This window comes from Streptomyces sp. NPDC001922 (assembly GCF_042891165.1).
Classification (GTDB): Bacteria; Actinomycetota; Actinomycetes; order Streptomycetales; family Streptomycetaceae; genus Streptomyces.
The window spans coordinates 22,662-44,423 of the sequence record NZ_JBIASV010000007.1 but is presented as its reverse complement, the minus strand read 5'-3'; the positions used below and the strand labels follow the sequence as shown (position 1 = coordinate 44,423).

The 21,762-nt window shown below is 72.8% G+C and carries 23 protein-coding genes; 13 read left to right on the top strand and 10 right to left on the bottom strand.

Annotation, left to right across the window (positions count from 1 at the left end; translation table 11 throughout):
* Positions 1 to 88: 88 nt before the first annotated feature.
* The gene (locus ACFYYR_RS14025; RefSeq protein ID WP_388852497.1) at positions 89 to 1,228 is read right to left on the bottom strand and encodes a GDSL-type esterase/lipase family protein; all 1,140 of its coding nucleotides are present in this window, start codon (positions 1,226 to 1,228) and stop codon (positions 89 to 91) included.
* Between the two features lie 231 nt (positions 1,229 to 1,459).
* Between ACFYYR_RS14025 and ACFYYR_RS14020 the strand changes: the two genes are divergently transcribed.
* Positions 1,460 to 1,882: a RidA family protein gene (locus ACFYYR_RS14020; RefSeq protein ID WP_388851525.1), complete on the top strand. Its 423-nt coding sequence runs from the start codon at positions 1,460 to 1,462 to the stop codon at positions 1,880 to 1,882.
* 53 nt (positions 1,883 to 1,935) lie between these two features.
* Here ACFYYR_RS14020 and ACFYYR_RS14015 read toward each other — a convergent pair whose 3' ends face one another.
* Positions 1,936 to 2,415 carry a nucleoside deaminase gene (locus ACFYYR_RS14015; RefSeq protein ID WP_388851522.1) on the bottom strand — a complete coding sequence of 160 codons (480 nt, stop codon included), beginning with the start codon at positions 2,413 to 2,415 and terminating at the stop codon, positions 1,936 to 1,938.
* A gap of 120 nt (positions 2,416 to 2,535) precedes the next feature.
* On the opposite strand from ACFYYR_RS14015, the gene ACFYYR_RS14010 reads away from it, so the two are divergent.
* Together ACFYYR_RS14010 and ACFYYR_RS14005 are read left to right on the top strand one after the other, a co-directional pair.
* Positions 2,536 to 4,605, top strand: a complete 2,070-nt coding sequence (locus ACFYYR_RS14010) for a prolyl oligopeptidase family serine peptidase (protein WP_388851518.1) — start codon at positions 2,536 to 2,538, stop codon at positions 4,603 to 4,605.
* 89 nt (positions 4,606 to 4,694) lie between these two features.
* On the top strand, positions 4,695 to 5,138 hold the full coding sequence (locus ACFYYR_RS14005; protein ID WP_388851515.1) for a Rieske (2Fe-2S) protein: 444 nt from the start codon (positions 4,695 to 4,697) through the stop codon (positions 5,136 to 5,138).
* A 25-nt stretch (positions 5,139 to 5,163) separates the two neighbouring features.
* Here the strand turns inward: ACFYYR_RS14005 and ACFYYR_RS14000 are convergent, their stop codons facing one another.
* Complete coding sequence (locus ACFYYR_RS14000; protein ID WP_388851512.1) at positions 5,164 to 5,799, bottom strand: isochorismatase family protein; 636 nt, start codon at positions 5,797 to 5,799, stop codon at positions 5,164 to 5,166.
* 193 nt (positions 5,800 to 5,992) lie between these two features.
* On the opposite strand from ACFYYR_RS14000, the gene ACFYYR_RS13995 reads away from it, so the two are divergent.
* Positions 5,993 to 6,454 carry a pyridoxamine 5'-phosphate oxidase family protein gene (locus tag ACFYYR_RS13995; RefSeq protein WP_388851509.1) on the top strand — a complete coding sequence of 154 codons (462 nt, stop codon included), beginning with the start codon at positions 5,993 to 5,995 and terminating at the stop codon, positions 6,452 to 6,454.
* 85 nt (positions 6,455 to 6,539) lie between these two features.
* Here ACFYYR_RS13995 and ACFYYR_RS13990 read toward each other — a convergent pair whose 3' ends face one another.
* Positions 6,540 to 7,442 (bottom strand): LysR family transcriptional regulator, encoded by a 903-nt coding sequence (locus ACFYYR_RS13990; RefSeq protein WP_388851506.1) that lies wholly within the window; start codon positions 7,440 to 7,442, stop codon positions 6,540 to 6,542.
* 73 nt (positions 7,443 to 7,515) lie between these two features.
* Here ACFYYR_RS13990 and ACFYYR_RS13985 point away from each other — a divergent pair, with 73 nt between their 5' ends.
* Positions 7,516 to 8,499, top strand: coding sequence for a DMT family transporter (locus ACFYYR_RS13985; protein WP_388852494.1), 984 nt, complete (start codon positions 7,516 to 7,518; stop codon positions 8,497 to 8,499).
* Here the strand turns inward: ACFYYR_RS13985 and ACFYYR_RS13980 are convergent.
* Positions 8,490 to 9,821, bottom strand: a complete 1,332-nt coding sequence (locus tag ACFYYR_RS13980; protein WP_388851503.1) for an aminotransferase class I/II-fold pyridoxal phosphate-dependent enzyme — start codon at positions 9,819 to 9,821, stop codon at positions 8,490 to 8,492. The two genes, ACFYYR_RS13985 and ACFYYR_RS13980, sit on opposite strands and share 10 nt — an antisense overlap.
* Before the next feature lie 34 nt (positions 9,822 to 9,855).
* Here ACFYYR_RS13980 and ACFYYR_RS13975 point away from each other — a divergent pair, with 34 nt between their 5' ends.
* The gene (locus tag ACFYYR_RS13975; protein WP_388851500.1) at positions 9,856 to 10,515 is read left to right on the top strand and encodes a pyridoxamine 5'-phosphate oxidase family protein; all 660 of its coding nucleotides are present in this window, start codon (positions 9,856 to 9,858) and stop codon (positions 10,513 to 10,515) included.
* 54 nt (positions 10,516 to 10,569) lie between these two features.
* Here ACFYYR_RS13975 and ACFYYR_RS13970 read toward each other — a convergent pair whose 3' ends face one another.
* The 3 genes from ACFYYR_RS13970 to ACFYYR_RS13960 form a co-directional block, all read right to left on the bottom strand.
* The gene (locus tag ACFYYR_RS13970; RefSeq protein ID WP_388851497.1) at positions 10,570 to 11,526 is read right to left on the bottom strand and encodes an EamA family transporter; all 957 of its coding nucleotides are present in this window, start codon (positions 11,524 to 11,526) and stop codon (positions 10,570 to 10,572) included.
* A 157-nt stretch (positions 11,527 to 11,683) separates the two neighbouring features.
* Positions 11,684 to 12,664 carry a DMT family transporter gene (locus ACFYYR_RS13965; RefSeq protein WP_388851494.1) on the bottom strand — a complete coding sequence of 327 codons (981 nt, stop codon included), beginning with the start codon at positions 12,662 to 12,664 and terminating at the stop codon, positions 11,684 to 11,686.
* A gap of 211 nt (positions 12,665 to 12,875) precedes the next feature.
* Positions 12,876 to 13,406 carry a Clp protease N-terminal domain-containing protein gene (locus ACFYYR_RS13960; RefSeq protein ID WP_388851491.1) on the bottom strand — a complete coding sequence of 177 codons (531 nt, stop codon included), beginning with the start codon at positions 13,404 to 13,406 and terminating at the stop codon, positions 12,876 to 12,878.
* Positions 13,407 to 13,638: 232 nt separating this feature from the next.
* Here ACFYYR_RS13960 and ACFYYR_RS13955 point away from each other — a divergent pair, with 232 nt between their 5' ends.
* On the top strand, positions 13,639 to 14,073 hold the full coding sequence (locus tag ACFYYR_RS13955; RefSeq protein WP_388851488.1) for an SRPBCC family protein: 435 nt from the start codon (positions 13,639 to 13,641) through the stop codon (positions 14,071 to 14,073).
* A gap of 278 nt (positions 14,074 to 14,351) precedes the next feature.
* Here ACFYYR_RS13955 and ACFYYR_RS13950 read toward each other — a convergent pair whose 3' ends face one another.
* Positions 14,352 to 14,945, bottom strand: a complete 594-nt coding sequence (locus ACFYYR_RS13950; RefSeq protein WP_388851485.1) for a PadR family transcriptional regulator — start codon at positions 14,943 to 14,945, stop codon at positions 14,352 to 14,354.
* Between the two features lie 232 nt (positions 14,946 to 15,177).
* On the opposite strand from ACFYYR_RS13950, the gene ACFYYR_RS13945 reads away from it, so the two are divergent.
* Positions 15,178 to 15,300 (top strand): hypothetical protein, encoded by a 123-nt coding sequence (locus tag ACFYYR_RS13945; protein ID WP_388851482.1) that lies wholly within the window; start codon positions 15,178 to 15,180, stop codon positions 15,298 to 15,300.
* Positions 15,301 to 15,900: 600 nt separating this feature from the next.
* On the opposite strand, the gene aac(3) is transcribed toward ACFYYR_RS13945, so the two are convergent.
* Positions 15,901 to 16,749 (bottom strand): aminoglycoside 3-N-acetyltransferase, encoded by an 849-nt coding sequence (gene aac(3), locus ACFYYR_RS13940; protein ID WP_388851480.1) that lies wholly within the window; start codon positions 16,747 to 16,749, stop codon positions 15,901 to 15,903.
* A gap of 345 nt (positions 16,750 to 17,094) precedes the next feature.
* Here aac(3) and ACFYYR_RS13935 point away from each other — a divergent pair, with 345 nt between their 5' ends.
* From ACFYYR_RS13935 to ACFYYR_RS13915, 5 genes are all read left to right on the top strand, one after another.
* Positions 17,095 to 17,514 (top strand): SgcJ/EcaC family oxidoreductase, encoded by a 420-nt coding sequence (locus tag ACFYYR_RS13935; RefSeq protein ID WP_388851477.1) that lies wholly within the window; start codon positions 17,095 to 17,097, stop codon positions 17,512 to 17,514.
* Between the two features lie 552 nt (positions 17,515 to 18,066).
* Positions 18,067 to 18,585, top strand: a complete 519-nt coding sequence (locus tag ACFYYR_RS13930; protein ID WP_388851474.1) for a hypothetical protein — start codon at positions 18,067 to 18,069, stop codon at positions 18,583 to 18,585.
* A 110-nt stretch (positions 18,586 to 18,695) separates the two neighbouring features.
* Complete coding sequence (locus ACFYYR_RS13925) at positions 18,696 to 19,544, top strand: DUF4097 domain-containing protein (RefSeq protein ID WP_388851471.1); 849 nt, start codon at positions 18,696 to 18,698, stop codon at positions 19,542 to 19,544.
* Between the two features lie 107 nt (positions 19,545 to 19,651).
* On the top strand, positions 19,652 to 20,674 hold the full coding sequence (locus ACFYYR_RS13920; protein ID WP_388852491.1) for an ATP-binding cassette domain-containing protein: 1,023 nt from the start codon (positions 19,652 to 19,654) through the stop codon (positions 20,672 to 20,674).
* Positions 20,671 to 21,462 carry an ABC transporter permease gene (locus tag ACFYYR_RS13915; RefSeq protein WP_388851468.1) on the top strand — a complete coding sequence of 264 codons (792 nt, stop codon included), beginning with the start codon at positions 20,671 to 20,673 and terminating at the stop codon, positions 21,460 to 21,462. Before ACFYYR_RS13920 ends, ACFYYR_RS13915 begins: the two co-directional genes overlap by 4 nt.
* The last annotated feature ends 300 nt before the right edge of the window (positions 21,463 to 21,762 follow it).

Genomic DNA, 21,762 nt, shown 5'->3' with positions numbered 1-21,762 from the left:
TGCGGGCTGCGGCCTTCGGTGCGCTGAGCACGGGTGTCCCACGGTGAGGGAACCGTCGTGGGACACCCGGCTCCTTCACCCGGCTCCTTCAGCGGAAAGGACCGTCGTCCGCGAAAGCGTGGTCCGCGAAGCGCCTGCCCATGCGGCGGTATGCGGCAGCGGTGGGGTGGAGGCCGTCGGGCAGGTCGTCGACCTCGTCCGGGCCGAGCAGGTCGCGTCCGTCGAGGTAGTGGAGGTGGGGATCGCGGGCCTGCCGGTCCGCGACGATGCGGGCCAGCTCGGCGCGGACCACCGTCAGCGTCAGGGCGCCACCGGCCACGTCGGCCGGTGCGCCCAGAGCTCTGACCTTGCCGTCCGGGCCAGTCGTGGTCGGGCCGGGAACCTCTTCGAGCGCCGGGCAGCTCACCGGGGACACCATCAGCAGCGGAGTGTCCGGGTGTCCGTCCCGGATCGTGTCGAGGAAGCCGTGGACCGCCGGGCCGAAGGTCCGCCGCCGGAAGGCGGCCAGGCTCACGATGTTGATGCCGGTCTTGAGACTGATCAGGTCGGCGGGCATGTCGCGGATCGTCCGGGCGACGTAGGGGTCCAGCACCGCGTTGCCCGCCTGGCTGAGGTTGATGACCTCAACTCCCCCGAGCGCGGCGGCCACCACCGGCCACGTGCCGGTCGGCCCGTCGGCCTCGATGCAGTGGCTGAGGGAACTGCCGTGGTGCACCCAGCGGCGCCGTCCGTCCGGCAGCGGCGCCAGGACTTCACCGTCGGCGCGCAGGGCCACCAGTTCCGTGGGGGTCTGCTGGGGCAGCCACAGCTCCACGGTCTTCATGCCGCCCGGGAGCCCGGTGAACCGTACGGTGCCCGGCTTGCCGGGGATCAGTCGCTGCTCGGCGCCGGGGCCCGCCATCCGCACGACGTTCCCGAGGGGGGCTTGTTGCCGCCCGGCGGGGACACCGTCGACCAGCAGTTCCAGCATCCCGGTCGGGCGCGGCTGAGGGTCGGTGTCGAACTGCCCGGTGGAGGTGAGCACCTCGCATTCCAGCTCTCGCGCATCGGTGCGGAACACCAGCCGTACGCCGGACGGCATCACCGTCACCCCGTGGACCGACGGGTTCTGGTACTGCTGCTGGGTCCACGCCGGAAGTCGGCGCGGCATCACCCCGGCCGGCGTGACCTCCAGGTCCAGCGCACCCCGTAACTCCACCGGACCGCCCACCAGCGGAACCGCCCGCATCGCCATCGTCACCGCTCCTGTCCCCGATCGAACGCTCCGAGGAACGGATGTGGGCGCAACCGCAGGCATCCGCTCCCCTGCCGCCCCCGCACTTCCCACCACTCGGACTTCACTGGCACGAACCTAATGATCCACAACCTGCGATGACAATGGTTCCGCTTCGGGGATACCGGATCTGCCGCGGCTCCGGGCGCTCGCTGTTCATCGAAGATCGTCTGACAGCATGGCGCCATGGAACGCAATCGACAGCTCGTCAGTTCGGGCTCACCCCTGGAACCGCAGATCGGCTTTTCGCGAGCGGTGCGACAGGGCAACCACGTGGTCGTCGCCGGCACGGCCCCGATCGCAGACGACGGCTCAACGGTCGGACCTGACGACGTCTACGCCCAGACAGTGCGCTGTCTGGACATTGCCGAGCAGGCGCTCAACGCGGCGGGGGCGTCGTTGGACGACGTCATGCGGACGCGCATGATGCTCACCGACGTGACGCGCTGGAAGGAGGCCGCGCGAGCGCACGGTGAGCGATTCGCGTCCGTCCAGCCGGCCTGCACGTTCGTTGAGGTGTCCCGCTTCATCGACCCTGCCTGGCTGGTCGAGGTGGAGTGCGACGCGATTCTCCCTGAGAGCCCCGCGTCCGGAGCAGGCAGGGCTTAGCTCGGTCCGCCGACCGTGGGGAAGGGCGCGGCGCGCGACGGAGTTCCCCGCGGTCAGGCCGGGCGGTGGAAGCGGCGGTGCAGGTCGCGTACCTGCTCCGCAAGGCCCGGCACCGGCCCCTCCACCACGAGACCGGGAACGATGTCCCGGACCGGGAGGGTGCGCACGGGAGGTGCGGGAACCTCCAGCTCGGCAAGCCAGGACGCCAGTTGCTCGGACGAGCTCACATACACGATGCGCCCCAGCCCCACCCAGCCGTGCGCGGCGGCACACATCGGGCAGTGCTCACCGGAGGTGAAGACGGTCGCCGCCGCCCGCTCCTCGGGAGACAGGTGCGCGGCCGCCCAGCGGGCCAGCTCGAACTCGGGGTGGCGCGTACGGTCACCCGAGGCCACCTGGTTGTGTCCCTCGGCGAGGGCGGTGCCGTCCGCGGCGACGAGCACGGAGCCGAACGGTTCGTCCCCCGCCTCCAGCGCCTCGGTCGCGAGTTCCACACACCGGCGCAGGTGCACCAGTTCGGAGTCGTTCACCATGATTCCCCCAGCCTGCGACGTCTTGTGACGCCGGACGTCCGATCCGTTCGGTACTGCGGCCGGTGCGGCTGCGACCCGGGCCGGTCCGTACCCGCTCCGCCACCCTGTCACAGTGTCGAAATGGATCTCCACGACTTTCCCCGCCAGTTGGCCCGTACCCGCCGCTTCTCCCTCGGTGTGCCACGGGAGTTCACCGTCTCCCCGGACGGGCGCCGGGTGCTGTTCCTCCGGACCTCGGGCGGTCGTGACCCGGTCGGCCGGCTCCGGGTGCAGGAGGAGGACGGGAGCGAACGGCTGCTCGCCGATCCGCTCGCCCTGGACGGCGGCGCGGAAACACCGGAGGAGGAGCTCGTCCGGCGGGAGCGGGCCGGGGAGGCCTCGGACGGGGTGACGGCGTACGCCACCGACCGCCGGGCCGAGTCGGCGGTCTTCGCGCTGGACGGATCGCTGTGGGCGGTACGCACCGCGGACGGGAAACCCTTCCGGGTCCCGGCGGCCGGGCCGGTGGTCGACCCGCGCCCCTCCCCCGACGGACGGCACATCGCGTACGTCACCGGCAGCGCCCTGCACGTGGTGGACGTGGCGTCCGGAGAGGACCGGTCACTGGCGGAGCCGGAGGGACCGGAGGCCGGCTACGGGCTCTCGGACCACGTGTCGGCCGAGTCGATGGGCCGGCTGCGCGGCCACTGGTGGGCACCGGACGGCAGCGCACTGCTCGTCGCCCGGGTCGACACCGCACCGGTGCAGCGGTGGTACATCGCCGACCCGGCCCACCCGGAGCGGCCGCCGCGGTCCGTTCCCTATCCGGCGGCGGGAACCGCCAACGCGGAGGTCTCGCTGCACATCCTCCGGCTGGACGGCAGCCGCACCGCCGTGGACACGGACCGGGAACGGTTCGAGTACGTCGCCGACGCCCAATGGGACCGCCACGGGCCGCTGATCACCGTGCAGAGCCGGGACCAGCGGACGGTGCGGGTGCTGGCCGCCGATCCCGGCTCCGGTGCCACTCAGGTCCTGCACGAGCAGCGCGATCCGGCCTGGGTCCAGCTGGTGCCGGGCGCCCCGGCCCGGACGGACGCGGGGGCTCTCGTGCGCCCCTGCGAAGCGGACGGCACACGGGGGCTGCGGATCGGCGCGGAGGGCCGCACACCGCCCGGGCTCCAGGTGCGTGCGGTGCTCGCGGTGACCGGCGAACGGGTGCTCTTCCTGGCGAACGAGGACCCGTCCGAGGAGCACGTCTGGGCGTACGAACCGGACGGCGGCTGCGTCCGGCTGAGTGCGGGCCCGGGGCTGCACTCGGCCGCGGCCGGCGGGGGCACGGTGCTCCTCACCGGCACCACCCCCGAGGGCCCGTACGCCACCGTGCTGCGCGAGGGCCGGCCGCCGGCCCCCATCGCCTGTCTCGCCGAGGAGCCGGCGGTGGCCGTCCGGCCGCGGCTGCTGAGCCTGGGCCGCCGCCGGCTGCGCACCGCGCTGTACCTGCCGTCCTGGTACGAGCCGGGCAGCGGGAAGCTGCCGGTGCTGCTGGACCCGTACGGCGGCCCGGCCCTGCGGGTCGCGGTGCGGGCCCGCACCTGGTTCGCGTCCGTGTCGCAGTGGTTCGCGGAACAGGGCTTCGCGGTGCTGGTGGCCGACGGCCGCGGCACCCCCGGCCGCGGCCCCGCCTGGGAGAAGGAGGTGCGGGGCGACGCGCTCGGGCCCGCGCTGGAGGACCAGGTCGACGCCCTGCGGGCCGCCGCGGAGCAGTTCCCGGACCTGGACACCGGCCGGGTGGCGATCCGCGGCTGGTCCTTCGGCGGGTATCTGGCGGCCGGGGCGGTGCTGCGGCGCCCGGACGTCTTCCACGCGGCCGCCGCGGGTGCCGTCCCGGCCGACCAGCGGCTCTACGACACGCACTGGAAGGAGCGCTTCCTCGGGCATCCGGACCGGGAGCCGGAGAACTACGACCGGTCCTCGCTGCTGGCGGACGCGCCCGGGCTCCGGCGTCCGCTGCTGCTGATGCACGGCCTGGCCGACGACAATGTCGCGGTGGCGCATACTCTTCGGTTGTCGGCGGCGCTGCTCGCCGCCGGCCGCCCGCACAGTGTGCTTCCGCTGTCCGGGGTGACGCACCGGGCGGTGCGGCAGGACGTGGCCGGGGACCTGCTCCGGTTCCAGCTCGACTTTCTCCGTCGGGCGCTGGGGATCTGAACGTCCGCGCCGGGCGCTCCGTACAGATCACCACCGGTCGTCGGGAGGACCGGAGCACCGAGAAGGCCAGAGCGAAGGGGACCAGCACCATGACCGGAACCGAGGGGACGAGCCGTACCGCGAGCCGCCGCCATGTCGTCGCCGCGGCCGGCGCCGTCTGTTTCGCCGCCGCGCTCACCGCGTGCGGCGCGGGCGGCGACACCGAGGAGCAGGGCGCCGCCACCGAGTCGGGCGGCGGGGGCGGAGGTGCCACGCTGGGCTCGACCGCCGACGTCCCGGTGGGCGGCGGCAAGGTCTTCGCGGCCCAGAAGGTCGTGGTGACCCAGCCCACCAAGGGCGACTTCAGGGCGTTCTCGGCGGTCTGCACCCACCAGGGCAGTCTGCTGAACGAGGTCTCCGGCGGCACGGTCGGCTGCCCGCTGCACCACAGCCGGTTCGACGTCGCGGACGGCAGTGTGAAGGAGGGCCCGGCCACGAAGCCGCTGCCGAAGAAGGAGATCAAGGTCGAGGGCGACTCGATCAAGCTGGCCTGACGACTGCCGGACCGCTCTCGCCCCGTCAGCGCGCCCGCTTCCAGCAGGCGGCGATCTCGTCGGCGGTGGTGACGGTGGCCACCAGGGCCAGGGTGTTGCGGACCATGGCGGGCGTGTACTCGGCGGGCACGCCCGCGATGGCGTCCGCCGGCACGACCGCGGTGTAGCCGAGGTTGACCGCGTCGAACACGGCGTTGGGGACGGCGACGTTCGCCGACACCCCGGTCACCACCAGGGTGCGGCTGCCGAGGTTGCGCAGCAGGGCGTCCACCTCGGTGCCGGCGAGCGGCGAGAGGCCGTGCAGCCGGCGGACGACGAGGTCCTCGTCGTGGACCGGGACCGGGGCGGCGATCCGCACGGCCGCCGAACCGGCGAGCTGCTGGACGGGCAGCCGCCCGGCGGCCCGGAAGAGGCGGGCGTTGTGATTGGCGCCGCGCCCGTCCGGGCGCCGCTCGGCGACGGCGTGCAGCACCTGCACCCCCGCGTCATGGGCCGCCGCGACCAGTGCGGCGACCCGGGCGAGGGCGCCCGACGCGCGGGCCTCCCGGGCCAGTTCGGGCAGCGCGCTGCGATCGCCGACGACCCCCTCCTGGCACTCCACCGTGAGCAGCGCGGTGGTCGCCGGGTCGAGCTGTTCGGTGAGCTGTTCCCGCGTCACCATGACGCCTCCTTCGCCGGCGGCCCCGGACCGCGGGCGCCGCAGGGCTCGGCCCGACGCCGCCCGGACGAGCGGGGTGCCGGGGCGGCTTCCGGTCCCCCCGGAAGTCCGTGGCCGGACCCTAGCCACCCTTGCGCTGCCGGGGAAGAGCAACCCATGCTTTTCTGACACATCGTCAGCCATGGGAGGTGGAGGGTTGTCCGCCACACAGCGCCGGGGCCGCCGGATCATGATGACGCCGCAGGAACTCGACGCATATCTCGCCGGCCGGCGCACCTGCCGGGTGGCGACGGTCGGCCGGGACGGGCGCCCCCATGTCGGCGCCCTCTGGTTCGGCTGGGACGGGACCGCGCTCTGGCTCTACTCCCTCACCCGCAGCCGCCGCTGGGCGCAGCTGCGGAACGATCCGCGGCTGGCGGTGGTGGTCGACGACGGCGACGCGTACGGCGAGCTCCGGGGCGTGGAGCTGTCCGGCACGGGGGTGTTCGTCGGCGAGGCGCCGCGCACCGGGGAGAAGTGCCCCGAACTCGACGCTCCGGAGCGGCTGTTCGCCGCGAAGTACTTCGGGGTGGACCGGATGCCGCACGACGGGCGCCACGCCTGGCTGCGGCTCGCCCCGGACACCGTCGTGTCCTGGGACTTCCGCAAAATGGCCTGACGCGCAGCGCGGCGGACGCCCCGGAGGACCGCCCGCCGCGGGAGACGGCCCGCAGGGGGCGCCTCCGGGAGGAACCGCCGGGCGGTCAGCTCTCGACGTTCCGGGCGGCTCCGCGGAGGGCGTCCACCGCGGCCCGGATGGACGGCCGACGGTCGGCGTCGTCCCGCCACACCGCGTAGATGTGGCGCCGCATGGTGTGCCGGACGGGCACCACCCGGACCCCGGCCGGTACGGGGCCGCGGCCGAGGCGCGGCGCGATGGCGACCCCGAGGCCGGCGGCGACCAGGGCGAGCTGGGTGTGGTGCTCCTCGGCCAGATGGGAGATGCGGGGTTCGACGCCCTTGCCGCGGAGGGTGAACATCAGCCAGTCGTGGCAGAACTCGCCCTCGGGCCAGGAGATCCACTCGTCGTCGGCGAACTCCTCGAGGTCGACCGCCGTGCGGTCGGCGAGGGGGTGAAAGGCGGGCATGGCCACATCGGCGGGGTCGTCCAGCAGCGGGGCCTTGGCGAGCCCGTCCGGAAGCGAGAGGGGCTTGTTGTGCCAGTCGAGGACGACGGCGAGGTCGATCTCGCCCCGCGCCAGCCGGGTCACCGACACATCGGGCTCCATCTCCTGGAGCCGGACGCGCAGTTGCGGGTGATCGGCGCGCAGCGCCGCCAGCGCCTGCGGGAAGAGACCGCGGGCGGACGTCGGGAAGGCGCCCAGGAACAGCTCGCCCACCGCCTGGCCGCGGTGCGCCTCCAGGTCGGACTGGGCCAGCTCGACCTGGGAGAGGATCCGCGCCGCGTGCTCGGCGAGCAGCCGGCCGGCGTCGGTGAGGCGGATGCCGCGCCCGTTCTTCGCGAGCAGCTGCTGCCCCGCCTCCCGCTCGAGCTTGGCGAGCTGCTGGGAGACGGCCGAGGTGGTGACGTGGAGCCCGTCGGCGGCCGCGCTCACCGAGCCATGGCGGGCGACGGCGTCGAGGGTCCGGAGGCGGTCGAGATTCATGTAAGCGATACTAATCTATGGCGCCACAAATTCTCGCTTGTCCTACGACGTTCAACGCATCATCGTGGAGGCCATGAGCGCAGTCGCCGCCTCCCGGCCCTCGTCCCCGTCGACCACGACCCCGTCATCCGCCGTCCCGTCCGCCCCGCCGGAGCCCGGTCCCCGCCGCTCCGCCGTGGACTGGCGGATCCGGTTCGCCCTGCTGTCCCTGATCTGGGGCTTCAGCTTCCTGCTGATCAAGGTCGGCACCGAGGCCTACGCGCCACTCCAGGTCACCCTCGGGAGGATGGTGTTCGGCACGGCGGTGCTGCTGACGGTGCTCGCCGTGAAGCGGCAGCGACTGCCGCGCGGCACCCGCACGTGGGGTCATCTGGCCGTCTCCGCCTTCTTCCTCAACGCGCTCCCGTTCACGCTGTTCGCCTACGCCGAGCTGACCATCCCCTCCACACTCGCCGGCATCTGCAACGCCACCACCCCGCTGTGGGGCATGGCGCTCTCGGTGGTCGCCCTGTCCGAGGACCGGCCGACGCGGCGCCGGGTCGCCGGGCTGGGGCTGGGATTCGTCGGTGTGCTGACCGTGCTCGGCGCCTGGCAGGGCTTCTCCGGCCAGGACCCCGCGGGGACCGCGATGGCTCTGACCGCCTCGCTCAGCTACGCCGTCGGCTGGGTGTACGTCCGCCGCACGCTCGCCGCCTCCGGGGGCTCGCACCTGTCGATGTCGGGCGCCCAGTTGCTGCTCGGCACCGCCCAACTGGCCGTGGTCACCCCGCTGTTCACCACCCTGCCGACCGCCTTCCCGGTGGTGCCGCTACTGGCGGTGGTGGCGCTGGGCGCCCTGGGCACGGGGCTGGCGTTCCTGCTGCAGTACGGGCTGGTCGCCGAGGTGGGCCCGACGACGGCCACCACGGTCACCTACTTCATCCCGGTCATCGCCACCGCGGCGGGCGTCCTGCTGCTCGGCGAGCGGCTGAGCTGGAACACCCCGGCGGGCGCCCTGATCGTGCTGGCCGGAGCCGCGCTGACGCAGCACCGCCCCCGGGCGGCGCGTCAGTCGTAGCGCCCCACGGAAGCCGTGCCGGTGGCGGACAGCAGTGCGTCCGCCACCGGCTCGATGTCGTCGGCGGACAGCGGTGAGACGGTGACGCGCACCGCGGGCGGCGAGGCCACCCGGAAGCGGGCTCCCGGGGCCACGGCCCAGCCGGCCTGCAACAGCCGTGCCACCGCGCCCGTTTCGTCCGGCACCGGCACCCACACGTTCATGCCGCTCCGGCCGTGCGCCGCGAGGCCGCGCCGCCGCAGCGCGGCCACCAGGGCGTCCCGCCGCGCGCCGTAGTCCGCGGCCACGGCCCGGTGATCCACCGCGGCCGTCCGCCACAGGTGCACCACGGCCTCCTGGAGCAGATGGCTGACCCAGCCCGGCCCGAGGCGCTGCCGGCCGAGCACCCGGTCGATCGTCACGGCGTCCCCGGTCAGCACCGCCAGCCGCAGATCGGGCCCGTACGCCTTGGCGGTGGAACGGACCAGCACCCAGTGCGCCGACGTCCCCGCCAGGGGGTGCAGCGGCAGATCGACGATGCCGTGGCCGTGGTCGTCCTCGATCAGCAGGACGTCCGGCCGGTCCGCCAGCACGCCCCGCAGCTCCGCGGCGCGCCGCGCACCGACGGCCGCGCCGGTGGGGTTCTGCGCCCGGTCGGTGACGACGAGCGCCCGCGCCCCCGCCTCCAGGGCGCGGGCGACATCTGCGGGCAGCGGGCCCTCGTCGTCCACGGCGACCGGGACGGCGCGCAGCCCGAGCGCGGGAATCAGATCCAGCAGACTCCCCCATCCGGGGTCCTCGACGGCGACCGCGTCCCCCGGCCGGAGGTGGACCGCGAGCACCCGCTCGATGGCGTCCAGCGAGCCGGAGGTCACGGCGACCGGGCCGTCGGGCACCCCGTCCGCGGCGAACGAGGCCCGCGCCAGCCGCTCCAGCTCCGGTCCGACCGAGGCGTCACCGTAGAGCGCCGGCCGCCGGGCGCTGCGGGCCGCGGCGGCGGCGAGCGCGTCGGCGAGCGCCGGCAGCAGCCGCGGGTCCGGGTTGCCGGACCCCGCGTCGAGGACGCCCGGGGGCGCCTCCACCCGCACCGACTCCCGTGGCGTGGTGGCGGGCCGGGCCCGGACCCGACTGCCCCGGCGGCCCGCGGTCTCGATGACCCCGCGGTCCCGCAGGGTCCGGTAGGCGGCGGCGACGGTGTTGGGGTTGACGCCCAGCTCCCCGGCCAGCTCCCGCAGCGGCGGCAGCGACTGGCCCGGACTCAGATGCCCGGCGCCGACGGCCCGTTCCACACTCGCCGCGATGTCGGCTGCGCGCCGACCCTCGATCCGATACTCTCCTAGCACAAAGCACATTATGCACTAGTGCAATGGAGATGTCATGCCGGACACCGCCGCGTACATACCGACCGACCGCACCGTCCCGACCCGGGCCCGCGAGCGGGCCGCGTACGACCACGACCTGGTGCACGCCATCCTCGACGAGGGCTACGTGTGCCACCTCGGCTTCGTCCGGGACGGCGCGCCGGTGGTGCTCCCCACGCTCTACGGGCGGGTCGGCCGCCGGCTGTACGTCCACGGGTCCACCGGGTCCCGGCCGCTGCGGATGGCGGGCGCGGCCGACGCGGGGCTGCCGGTGTGTCTGACCGTCACCCATCTCGACGGTCTGGTCCTCGCGCGCTCCGCGTTCCACCACACCCTCAACTACCGCTCCGTCGTGGTGCACGGCACCGCGTACTCGGTGACGGGGGCCGAGGAGCGCGCGGAGGCACTGGACGCGCTGGTCGAGCAGGTGCTCCCGGGCCGGGCCGAGGACTCCCGCCGGGCGAACGAGAAGGAGCTGGCCGCCACCGCGGTGCTCCGCCTCGACCTGGACGAGGTCTCGGCGAAGGTGCGCACCGGCGGCCCCAACGACGATCCGGCGGACGCGGACCTGCCGCACTGGAGCGGCGTGCTGCCGGTCTCGGTGCGGTACGGCACGCCGGTCCCGGCCGACGACCAGGACCCCGCCGCACCACTCCCCGGATACCTCAGCCGCTGAACGCCGGGCGAGGGACGGCGGGCCCGCGCGGGCGACCGCACCCGGCCCGCCGCATCAGGCCCGCGCGGTCCGGCGGGCCGCCGCGAGCCTGGCCTCCGCCACGGCGAGGCCGGCGACCGCCGCCAGCAGCAGCGCCGTGCCGTACACGGTCGCGGCCGTCAGCCGCTCCCCCAGCACGACGACCGCGATGACCGCGGCGGCCACCGGCTCGATCAGCATGATCACGGACGCGGTGGCGGCCCGGACGACGGCCGCACCGGCGAAGTACAGGGCATAAGCGAGGGCTGTCGGTACCGCGGCGAGGTAGAGCAGGAGCCCGGCCACCGCCGTCGGGTCGGTGCCGTGCGGCACCAGCCCCTCGGCCGCGCCGAACGGCAGCAGCGCGACCAGGCCCACGGCGCAGGACCAGGCCGTGGTGGCCAGCGGGTCCGCCCCCGTACCGGCCCGGCCGCGCCACCGGGTGAACAGGGCGAGCCCGGCGTAAGCGGTGGCGGAGAGCAGGGCCAGGGCGACTCCGGCGGGCCGTACGGTCCCGCCGGAGTCGAGGCAGAGCACGGCGAGCCCGCCCAGCGCGCCGGCGACGGCCGCCGTTCCGCCGCCACCCAGCCGCTCCCCCAGGAGCAGTCGCGCTCCCAGGGCGATGAGCACCGGCCCGGCACCCATGGTGACCACCGTGCCCACGGCGAGGCCGGTCTCCTGCACGGCGGCGAAGTAGGAGGTCTGGTAGACCGTCATGCCGAGACCGGTGCCGAGGACGGTCAGGACCCGGCGGCGGGACGGACCGGCGGCGGCGTCGGCCGTCCGCCGCGGGCCGGAACCGCGCAGCAGACGGACACCGAGCAGCAGGGCGAGGCCGCCGGCATAGCGCCAGAACGAGACGGTGACCGGACCGAGGCCACCGGTCCGGTGGAGCAGGGCGGCCGTCGCACCCGCGGTGCCCCAGGCGGCACCGGCGACGATCAGACAGAACAGGCCTCGCCCGACGGGCAGGCCGACAGCAGAATGCGACACGTGCATCGTTCTCCGCGGAAGGAGGGTCGTGGGCTGCTTCTGCGGGCAGCGGCGACCGGCCCGGGAACGCCCCGGGTCCGTCTTCCGTGGTGTCGGCGGCCCGCGCTACGCGGCGGGCGGCCGGAGAACGCGAGCGGTCGAATGCATGATCGGGACCCTATGCCGCCGGCGAAGAGACGGGCAACTCCGAACTCTCCGGCACGCTTCCCGCCACCGGGCCCGCGGAGGGCGCCTTCGGCGTCGAGGTCTGCGCGATGAAGGCCCCGGCCAGCACCAGTGCTCCGCCGACGATCTGAGGCGCGGACAGATGCTCACCGAGCAGCACCCAGGCGAGCACGGTGGCCACCACCGCCTCCAGACATGCCACCACCCCCGCGACCTGGGGCGACAGCCGGCGCACCGCCAGCACACCGGTGAGATAGGCGGCCACCGTGGCGATGAGCACCACCCAGGCGAGCAGCAGCACGGCGGAGACCGGGACGCCGTCCATCCGCGCCTCGCCGGCGAGGACCGTCCAGTCCAGCTGCCAGGGGCGGGCCACGGGTGTCAGGAGGGCGGCGCCGATCAGCAGCCCGTAGGCGATCACGCCCAGGGGATCCGCGGCGTCCTCGCCCTTGCTCCCGTGGTCGGAGAGCACGAAGTAGGCGACCTGGCAGCAGGCCGCACCCAGGGCGAGGAGCAGCCCCAGGGCGTCGAAGCCCAGCCCCGCCCAGACTTCGACGACACAGGCGAGACCCGTGACCGCGAGGACGACGCCGACGGCCGCGGCGCGGGTCACCGGCCGTCGCTGGACGAACCGCACCCACCCCAGCAGCAGCGCCGGGCCGAGGTATTCGACGAGCAGCGCCACGCCGACCGGAATGCGGGAGATCGCAGCGAAGTAGCAGGCCTGCACTCCGGCCACCGCGAACAGGCCGAAGCCGAGCAGCAGCGCGGGCCGGCTGCGCAGCAGCCCCCGGTGCCGCCAGGCCACGGGGAGCAGCACGACAGCGGCCCCGGCGGCCCGCAGCCAGACCACGTGCAGCGGGTCGAGCCCCGCTTCGATCAGCGGCTTGGCCGCGACACCGGATCCACCGAACGACAGCGCCGACGCCAGGGCGAGTCCCAGGCCGACGCTCCTCCCCTGAGACGCGTGCATCGGGCCATGATGTCAGGTGACGACAGGAGCATCATCCCGGGTGACCCCTGACTTGAGGTCCTTGCGTCACGCTTGCCCGGGGCGCGTGGTCCGGCCCCGCACCCGGCCGTGTTGCCGAACAGCCCTGGCAGCTCTCCGCCACCAGGGCTCTCCCGCTCCGTGGGCTGCACGGCACCGGACCACGCGACCTCATCGGGCACGCACGGTGCGCTCAGGGGCGGCCGCCGAGGCGGGCCGCGAGACGTTCCGGATCGACGCCCGCCCAGCGCAGCACCTCGACGGCCCGGGACTCCCGGTCGGCGGCCAGCGCGGCGAGCAGATCGGCCCCTTCGGCGCACTCCGCGCCCCGTGCGCGGGCACAGCCGCGGGCCGCGTCCATGGCCTGGGCCGCGGCCGGGGACCAGCCGAGGGTGTACGCGTCCCGCACGGCGGGGACGGCTCCGGAGTCCTCCACGGAACCGCGCCACCGGAGGCCGTAGCCGATGCTGCGCTGCACGAGATAGCCGAGCAGCCGGGCCACCTGGGACGAGCCGCCGTCGAACACGGCCAGGACATCGGGATCCGACTCCAGGAGCGTGTGCAGCAGATGTGCGGTGTCGACCTGGCTGTCGCCGTCCCGCACGGCACGCCGCCGGGCACCGCTGACCACCGATTCCAGCACCAGACCGAGCCGGACGTCGGAGTCCGGCCCGAGGGGGCCGAGGGAACCGGAGCATGGTCTACCGTTTTGCACATCTCCCATCCCATCAGTGCGCCGTTGACCAGGCATCCCCGGCAGGCACCATTTGCGGCTCCCACCATGGTTGCGGACGGTTGAGTGCCTTCTCATCCTTGCGGAGGAGAGCGCACAACCGGCGCGCACGCCCCCACCAGCCGCTGCCGACAACTGACGCGTCGTCAAGCTTGCTTGTTCCAGGGCGGGGAGCTACCGTCCGCGAGCGCCCGGCACGGCGCCGACGACGGAGGGTGGACCGATGGCCGAGGTCAGTGCGGAATCACATGTCGAGGCAACGGCGGACGAGGTCTGGGCCCGCCTGACGGACTTCACCGCGTACGGCCGCTGGAACGCGACGCACACCGCGTTCCCGGCCGGCCCCCCGACGACACTGGAACCGGGCACCAGCTACGCGGAACAGATGAAGCTCATGGGGTTCCCCGCCGATGTGACCTGGACCGTGGCGGCGTGCGAGGCCCCCCGGCTGCTGCACACCACGGGCAAGGGGCCAATGGGCGTCGACCTCGCCATGCGCTATCTGCTCGCCCCGGACGGCACCGGGACCCGCATGCGCATCGAAGGGACGTTCAGCGGGGCGGCGGTGTCCCTGATGGCGGGCCGACTCCGGGAGTCGGCGACCGCGGCCCTCACCGAGTCGCTGCGCAGGCTCGGCGCGCTGGCCACCTCACCCTGAGCCCCCCCCTGCCCGGCCGTCCGGGCTCACCGACAGCCTCCCGGCCGCCGCCCGACGCGACGCAGGCGACCGGAGTCCGCACCGGCCCGTGCGACCCGAGTCGTGCGACCCGAGCCGTGCGACCCGAGCCGTGCGATCCGAGTCGTGCGATCCGAGTCGTGCGATCCGAGTCGTGCGATCCGGGCGGGCGGCCACGGCCGCCCGCGCCGGCGTTCCCGGGCACCGGCTCTCCGGCCGACGTCCCGGGAACGCCGACGGCCAAACGGCACGGACGCCGCTCAGTCCTCTTCGGCGAGGATCAGATACAGCTCCTTGCGTGCCTTGTTGACCACGGCGATGGCCTTCTCCCGCTGTTCGGGCGTACCGGTGGCCCAGACCTGCCGGAAGGCCTCGACGAGCCCGCCCCCGGCCTTCCGGATCTCGTTCATGGACTCCCGGTCGACGCCGCGTCCGGCCTCCTCCCAGGGGGCCTCCGGCGCGGAGTCGGCCTCGGCGCGGCCGGCCTCCGTGAGCTCGAACAGCTTCTTGCCACCGTCGGTGGCGCTGCTGATCAGACCCTCGTCCTCGAGGAGCTGCAGCGTGGGGTAGACCGAGCCGGGGCTCGGCTTCCACGCGCCGCCGCTCCGCTCGGCGATCTCCTGGATCATCTCGTAGCCGTGCATCGGCCGGTCCTTGAGCAGCGTCAGGATCGACGCGCGCACATCGCCGCGCCGGGCCCTGCCGCGTGGTCCGCCGCGCCCGCGCCCGCCGAACGGCGGCCCCCCGAAGGGCGGACCGAACGGCCCGAAGGCCTCGCGCCGCGCCTCGTAGTCACCCTGACCCCGATGGCCTCGATGGCCGGGTCCACAGTGTCCGTGTCCATGGGAACGCATGATGTCGCTCCTTCCATCGTTGATCTGTCGCGATGCCTCAACGATATATCGGGACTATTCTTTCGACAAGCCCTCCGACTGATGCGCTCCTGAGCTGTCTCACCGGAGCAGGCGCGCGACCAGCTCGAGAGTGGAAGGGCAAAATGCCCTCGATCTGGGGAAAGCGCCGTCCGTGCGGTACGTGTCGCGCTACTGTCCCCACCTTGCGGCACTGACATGTTGGGAGATTGCGATGGACCGGACAGAGCTCAAGGCCAAGATCGACGAGCTGATGCGCCAGTACGACGACGAGGAGATCGACGGCGCAACCTACGCCCAGGCGATGATGGAGTTGACCGCCTCCGCCCAGGAGTGATGCCCGGTCCGCAGTTGATCCTCTCGGCATAGGTGCGCAGCCGACCCGTCTCACCGAAGGTGTACCGAGGCGCGGTAGCGCTGGTCACGCCTGATCCATCGAGTACTTGGCCAGGGCCTCGGCGTCAGCGCGAGGCTACGGTCGTCTCACCGGCAGGCGCCTCTCCGGTGTCGGAGGTCGGCGCACCATCGACGGTAAGTTCCGACTCCGGCTCCACTTTTGAGCCGGTCGCGCGCCTGCTGTCCACCTTCGATGCATCTGTCCATCTTCAGTGAGACACGGCCCAACTCCGGTGAGACAGATCAGCTCCCGTGTCCCGTCTCCTGCGCATTGGCCCCGCCTCAGGTGATCCGGTCCGATTCGCTCGCCGTCCCGGATGATCCGGCCCGCTGACGCCGCTCATGTCACGCGGGACCGCGACCCGCATGCCGTGGAAGCCCGGGCGAGCCTGCGCAGTCGGGAGCCGCCTCGAAGTGCGCGTCGGACGTACAGGCGGGGTTCGCCGGCCCCTTTCGAGCGGGCTGAAGGGCTCTGGATGTCCTGGCCGCCCCTCTTGATCACAGCGGGCCCGGAGACGGGGCGGATACCGTTACTACGCCTCTACCTGTTCAGTTTTTGTTCGATCCAGGCAGTGGCGAAGTCGATGACTTCAGCGGCCTCGAACAGATGGCTTTCGGCAGCGCCGACCCTGCCCTGCCGGCCGATTCCCGCCGCGAGCATGTCCCGGCCGATCGCTTCGAACGGCTCTTGCCCTTCGGGCACCACTGCCGAGTAGTCGAAGGCCCCGTCCTCCGAGTCGATGTCGTGGAAGCGGCGCCAGACCCGCTGCCCTTGCACGAGGATGGGCTGTTCGTAGTCCACGAACCGCTTGCCGGGGGCCTTGGCGAGCGCCTCGGCGTGGTGCAGCAGCGTCATGGTGTCCAAAGGAGCGCCGATCAGAAGGAGCCGGCCGCTGCGGCCGACCAAACGTGCAAGGGGGCTGTCCGGGCCATGGGGATCGTCCCAGGGGTGGTCGGCCATCAGCTCGGCTGCCGCCGCCCCCAAGGCCGCGAAACCGGCATCCGGATGACGGCTGCGAACGGCTCCGGGCCAGCGGCGCAGCGCTTCGGGGAGGCGGCCGTTGTTGTGGTCCGCCTCGCTGAGGTCAGGGTCGTAAGCAGGATGTTCCGCACGCAGGGCGGACTGCCAACCCTGTGGCCATGTGACGAAGTCATAGGGGGGCGCGTCATTCCAGCCGCAGGTCACCATGAGGGTTCCCTGCGTTCCGACCACGTCACGGAGAGCGCCGATGATGGTCTGCGGCCCTCCGGCCACGTACCCGATGGCGGACATGCGGGTGTGGAACATGACGATGTCGCCGTCCGCGAGGCCGAGCGCGGTCAGGTCACGGCTGATCCGGCTCCGGACCACGGGACCGCCGGCACGCTGCAGTAAGTCCATTTCATCCACGCTCGCGAACCTATCCCTGAGCCACGCATCCTGGGCAACTGAATTGATGCCTTTTGACCAGCGGTTCTCGATGTCGTCGGAGTCGAGCTTCCACGAGCCGCGGTCGCCTTGCGTTCCTCCCGCTCGATGAAAATCCGGAACAGCAGCTTCGCTCCCTTGGTGTCCAGATCGAGGGAGCCGAACTCGGCCCCGGGTGATGCGGACTGTTGTGCAGCCAGCGCGAACGCCCGACACCGGTCGGCGATTCACCTGCTCAGCTGCGGCGCCGGTGGCGAAAAGCCAGTTCCGGCGCCGCAGCGGTCGCAGCGTTGACCTCAACTTAACTAGAGGTTCTAGGTTTCCCCCATGGACACCTCGAACTCCACTCACTCCACCCGTGACGTCGACGAGAAGCGGATCCGCGAGCTCGTTGCGCGAACCGAGAAGGCGCAGATCGACCCGGACGTGCTGCCGGCACTCCACACCTCCGGCCTTGTGCTCATCAACTTCGGCGGGCGACGCCTCTTCGGGCGTGAGACCTTCGCCTCCGCCATGGCCGCAGCACTCTCCTCCCCGCTCAAGGACATCCGGACCGCACTGGAGGTCAACGACATCCGATTCGCCACGCCCGACGTCGCCATCGTGAGCCTGACCAAAACAATCCACGACGAACGATCCGAGGCGGACGCATCCGAGCCCCCCTTGACCGGCGTCCTGACCTACGTCATGACCCGCGCGGGCGACGACTGGCGCATCGCCCTGTCGCAGACGACACCGATCGTCTGAGCGCCTGCTGACAGCGACCGGCGAACGAGGCCGCGACCCCTGACGAAGCAGGACGCCCGTCCGGCGCGCGGATCGAGCCGGCCCTCGTACCCCACCAGGCGTAGCACCAGTTCGACACTGCGGGGCCGAACCGGATCGACTGAGGCTGCCGGCAATCCGGCGCCTCCGCCGATCCGGTCGCCGCAGGTCACAGCAATCGCCCGCGAGCCGGATCCTGCGCGCCAGGACGGCCCCGCGCCGCGCCGCCGGACCCCGAGGACACACCGGCGGACCCTGATCACGCGGGCCCCTGCCGAGGCGTTCGAGCGGCACAGATGAGACGCGATGACGCCAGGTGACACCAGATGGCACCGCATGGCGCCACCTGACACCACCCGGTGTCACCCGACGCCACTCCTCACTCAAAAGAGCACCTGACCACGCGTGACATCGCCACGACTCGAGGCACCCTCTTCACGTTTCCGCAGCTCAGAACACCTCACCCGAAGCGCGCCCCCACCCGGACGCCACCCGGCCTTGCACATGGCGCCAAAATGATGCCATAGTGACGCCATGGACCTCACCCCGTATGTCGACACCCTCCGCCGTGAACTCGCGGTGGCCGCCGAAGCCGGCGGCGAGGAAGCACGCGAGCTGGCCGAGCGGCTCACCGCTCCCCTGGAGTCGGCGACCCGGCTGACCATGCTCAACGTGCTCTCCGCGGCGATGGACGAGATCACCCGCGAACTCGCCCCCGGCTCGGTCGACGTACGGCTGCGCGGGCTCGACCCCGACTTCGTGGTGACACCGCCGCCCGCCGAGGACGGCGCTCCCGCGGAGCCCGCCGGACCCGTCGAGCCGCTCACACCCCCGGCCCCGGCAGACGGCGACGAGGGCGGCACCGCCCGCGTCAATCTGCGCCTGCCGGCCCACCTCAAGGCGCGCGCCGAGGAGGCCGCGAACCGCGAGGGCCTGTCGGTCAACGCGTGGCTGGTGCGCGCCGTGTCGGCCGCGGTCGACGGCGGCACCCGGACGCGTACGACGGCGAAGAGCCAGACCCTCGGACAGAGCTTCACGGGCTGGGTGCGCTAGCCGCGCCCCCGCCCGCACCACGTCACCCGCACCACGTCACCGACACCGCTTCACCCGCACCACGTCCCACCAGCAGGGACACCCCACAGACTCACAAGGACGGGACAGCCATGCCTTCTTTCGACACGCCCGCAGCCATCTCGGTCACCGCGCACGTGGACGCCGGTTCCCTCCAGTTCACCGCGGGCGACCGCCCCGACACCGTCGTCGAGGTGCGGCCCCGCGAGCCGAAGAAGGACCTGGACGTGCGGACGGCCGACCAGACCGAGGTCACGTACGCGAACGGCGTACTGACCGTCAGGACGCCCAAGCCCCACCCGTTCGGCCTCGGCCGCACCGGCACCGTCGACGTGACCGTCGAACTGCCCACCGGCTCACGCGTCGACACCACCGGCGCCTGGACCCAGGTGCTCGGCGAGGGCCGGCTCGGAGAGGTCCGCGTGAAGACCTCGTCCGGCGACGTCCGCCTCGACACGACCGGCCCGCTGCAGCTGACCGCCTCCCACGGCTCCATCACTGTGGATCGTGTCGAGGGCGCGGCCGAGATCACCACCAGCTCCGGCAGCCTGCGCGTCGGCCTCGTCGACGGCCCCGCCGTCCTGAAGAACTCGCACGGCACCACGACGGTCGGCGCCGCGACGGGCGAGCTGCGGGTGAGCGGCGCCAACGGCGACATCGACATCCGGCGCGCCGAGGACTCGGTCACCGCCACCACCGCACACGGCACCCTGCGCGTCGGCGAAGTGGCCCGCGGCACCGTCCAGCTGGAGACCTCCTACGGCGCCATCGAGGTCGGCGTCCGCGAGGGCACGGCCGCCTGGCTCGACGTCAGCTCGGGCTCCGGCCAGGTGCGCAACACGCTCACCGCGTCCGAGAGCCCGGAGCAGGCCGAGGACACCGTCAAGGTCCGCGCCCGCACCCGGTACGGCAACATCGACATCCTCCGCGCCAAGGCCTGAGCGCGCAGCTCTCCGCAACCGGCTCCGCCCCACCCACTCCAGCCTTCGAAACGGAGGACGCCATGGGTTCGCATGTCATGCCCACGTCCAGCATGCCCACGTACAGCATGCCCACGTACAGCCAGTCCGACGGTCACGCGCCACAGGCCGCCGTCTCCGCCGTCGGCCTGCGCAAGTCCTACGGCGACAAGACCGTCCTCGCCGGCATCGATCTGACCATCCCGGCCGGCTCGGTCTTCGCGCTGCTCGGGCCGAACGGTGCAGGCAAGACCACCACCGTGCAGATCCTGTCCACGCTCATCGCCGCCGACGGCGGGCAGGCCCGGGTCGCGGGCCACGATGTCGCCACGTCGCCGGACGGAGTGCGCGCCGCCATCGGTGTGACCGGGCAGTTCTCCGCTGTCGACGGGCTGATCACCGGGGAGGAGAACATGCTCCTCATGGCGGATCTGCACCATCTGTCCAAGCGTGAGGGCCGCCGTATCGCCGCGGAGTTGCTGGAGCGCTTCGCTCTGACGGAGGCCGCGAAGAAGCCCGCCGGCACCTACTCCGGCGGCATGCGGCGGCGACTGGACATCGCCATGACCCTGGTCGGTGACCCGCGGATCATCTTCCTGGACGAGCCGACCACCGGTCTCGACCCGCGCTCCCGCCACAACATGTGGCAGATCATCCGCGAGCTGGTCTCCGGCGGCGTCACCGTCTTCCTCACCACCCAGTACCTGGAGGAGGCCGACGAACTCGCCGACCGCATCGCGGTGCTGAACGACGGAAGGATCGCCGCCCAGGGCACCGCGGACGAGCTCAAGCGGCTCATCCCCGGCGGCCACGTCCGGCTCCGCTTCACCGACCCGGCCGCCCACCGAAGGGCCGCCTCCGCGCTGCGCGAGGCCCCCCTCCCCCAAGCACCCGGCCTCGCAGCAGAGGATGCCCCCGCCGACGAGGCGCTGTCGCTGCGGATCCCCAGCGACGGCAGTCAGCGGGAGCTGCGCTCGATCCTGGACCGGCTGGACTCGGCCGGTGTCGAGGCGGACGAACTGACCGTGCACACCCCCGACCTCGACGACGTGTTCTTCGCCCTGACCGGCGGCACCAGCACGCCCCACCAGCCCAAGGAGGCTGTCCGATGAGCTCCCTCTCCCTCGCCGTGCGGGATTCGTCCACGATGCTGCGCCGCAACCTGCTGCACGCGCGCCGCTACCCGTCCCTGACCCTGAACCTGCTGCTCACCCCGATCATCCTGCTGCTGCTCTTCGTCTACATCTTCGGCGACGCGATGAGTGCAGGCATCGGCGGCAGCGGCGCCGACCGCGCCGACTACATCGCCTATCTCGTGCCGGGCATCCTGCTGATGACCATCGGCGGCACCGTGGTCGGCGCCGCGGTGTCGGTCTCCACCGACATGTCCGAGGGCATCATCGCCCGCTTCCGCACCATGGCGATCCACCGCGGCTCGGTGCTCGTCGGACACGTCGTGGGCAGCGTGCTGCAGTCGGTCGCCAGCGTGGCCCTCGTCGGCGCCGTCGCCGTGGCCATCGGCTTCCGCTCCCACGACGCCACGGCCCTGGAGTGGCTGGCCGCCTTCGGGCTGCTCGTCCTGGTCGCCCTGGCGCTCACCTGGATCGCGGTCGGGATGGGCATGGTCAGCCCGAACGCCGAAGCGGCCAGCAACAACGCCATGCCGCTGATCCTCCTCCCGTTCGTCTCCAGCGCCTTCGTCCCCGTCGACGCGATGCCCGGCTGGTTCCAGCCGATCGCCGAGTACCAGCCCTTCACCCCCGCCATCGAAACCCTGCGCGGCCTGCTGCTCGGCACCGAAATCGGCGCCAACGGATGGCTCGCCGTCGCCTGGTGCCTCGGCCTGACCGCACTCGGATACCTCTGGTCGACCACGGCCTTCAACCGCGACCCGAAATAGCCGGCAGGAGGGCGCAGGCCGCCCCCCGCAACTCCTCCCGCCCCAGGGCGGCGTACTCCGGCACCGCGTCGGAGTACGCCGCCCCGTCAGCGTCCACGGCCGCCCGCCGCGCCCGGACCGCCGAGCTCTTCGGCCGGCACTCCCGCAGCCCTCACGAGCGGATCCGCTCCTGGCCGGAGCCGGGCTTCCGCCCCGGACGCGCGGTCAGGGCAGTACGGCGCGGGCCACAGACAGGGAACGGGGAAACGGGTTCAGGGCCGGCCGGGTCCGCGCGGCGGGCGAGGATTTCCCGCCGGCCCG

Excerpts from the sequence above, each read along its gene's own strand:
- ACFYYR_RS13960 (WP_388851491.1), bottom strand. The coding sequence starts at position 13,406 with ATGGGAGATGTGCAAAACGGTAGACCATGCTCCGGTTCCCTCGGCCCC.
- ACFYYR_RS13920 (WP_388852491.1), top strand. The coding sequence starts at position 19,652 with ATGCCCACGTACAGCCAGTCCGACGGTCACGCGCCACAGGCCGCCGTC.
- ACFYYR_RS14000 (WP_388851512.1), bottom strand. The coding sequence starts at position 5,799 with ATGGTGACGCGGGAACAGCTCACCGAACAGCTCGACCCGGCGACCACC.
- ACFYYR_RS14025 (WP_388852497.1), bottom strand. The coding sequence starts at position 1,228 with ATGCGGGCGGTTCCGCTGGTGGGCGGTCCGGTGGAGTTACGGGGTGCG.
- ACFYYR_RS14020 (WP_388851525.1), top strand. The coding sequence starts at position 1,460 with ATGGAACGCAATCGACAGCTCGTCAGTTCGGGCTCACCCCTGGAACCG.
- ACFYYR_RS13930 (WP_388851474.1), top strand. The coding sequence starts at position 18,067 with ATGGACCTCACCCCGTATGTCGACACCCTCCGCCGTGAACTCGCGGTG.
- ACFYYR_RS14010 (WP_388851518.1), top strand. The coding sequence starts at position 2,536 with ATGGATCTCCACGACTTTCCCCGCCAGTTGGCCCGTACCCGCCGCTTC.
- ACFYYR_RS14015 (WP_388851522.1), bottom strand. The coding sequence starts at position 2,415 with ATGGTGAACGACTCCGAACTGGTGCACCTGCGCCGGTGTGTGGAACTC.
- ACFYYR_RS13965 (WP_388851494.1), bottom strand. The coding sequence starts at position 12,664 with ATGCACGCGTCTCAGGGGAGGAGCGTCGGCCTGGGACTCGCCCTGGCG.
- ACFYYR_RS13955 (WP_388851488.1), top strand. The coding sequence starts at position 13,639 with ATGGCCGAGGTCAGTGCGGAATCACATGTCGAGGCAACGGCGGACGAG.
- ACFYYR_RS13975 (WP_388851500.1), top strand. The coding sequence starts at position 9,856 with ATGCCGGACACCGCCGCGTACATACCGACCGACCGCACCGTCCCGACC.
- ACFYYR_RS13990 (WP_388851506.1), bottom strand. The coding sequence starts at position 7,442 with ATGAATCTCGACCGCCTCCGGACCCTCGACGCCGTCGCCCGCCATGGC.
- ACFYYR_RS13925 (WP_388851471.1), top strand. The coding sequence starts at position 18,696 with ATGCCTTCTTTCGACACGCCCGCAGCCATCTCGGTCACCGCGCACGTG.
- ACFYYR_RS13935 (WP_388851477.1), top strand. The coding sequence starts at position 17,095 with ATGGACACCTCGAACTCCACTCACTCCACCCGTGACGTCGACGAGAAG.
- ACFYYR_RS13950 (WP_388851485.1), bottom strand. The coding sequence starts at position 14,945 with ATGCGTTCCCATGGACACGGACACTGTGGACCCGGCCATCGAGGCCAT.
- ACFYYR_RS13915 (WP_388851468.1), top strand. The coding sequence starts at position 20,671 with ATGAGCTCCCTCTCCCTCGCCGTGCGGGATTCGTCCACGATGCTGCGC.
- ACFYYR_RS13985 (WP_388852494.1), top strand. The coding sequence starts at position 7,516 with ATGAGCGCAGTCGCCGCCTCCCGGCCCTCGTCCCCGTCGACCACGACC.
- ACFYYR_RS14005 (WP_388851515.1), top strand. The coding sequence starts at position 4,695 with ATGACCGGAACCGAGGGGACGAGCCGTACCGCGAGCCGCCGCCATGTC.
- ACFYYR_RS13945 (WP_388851482.1), top strand. The coding sequence starts at position 15,178 with ATGGACCGGACAGAGCTCAAGGCCAAGATCGACGAGCTGATGCGCCAG.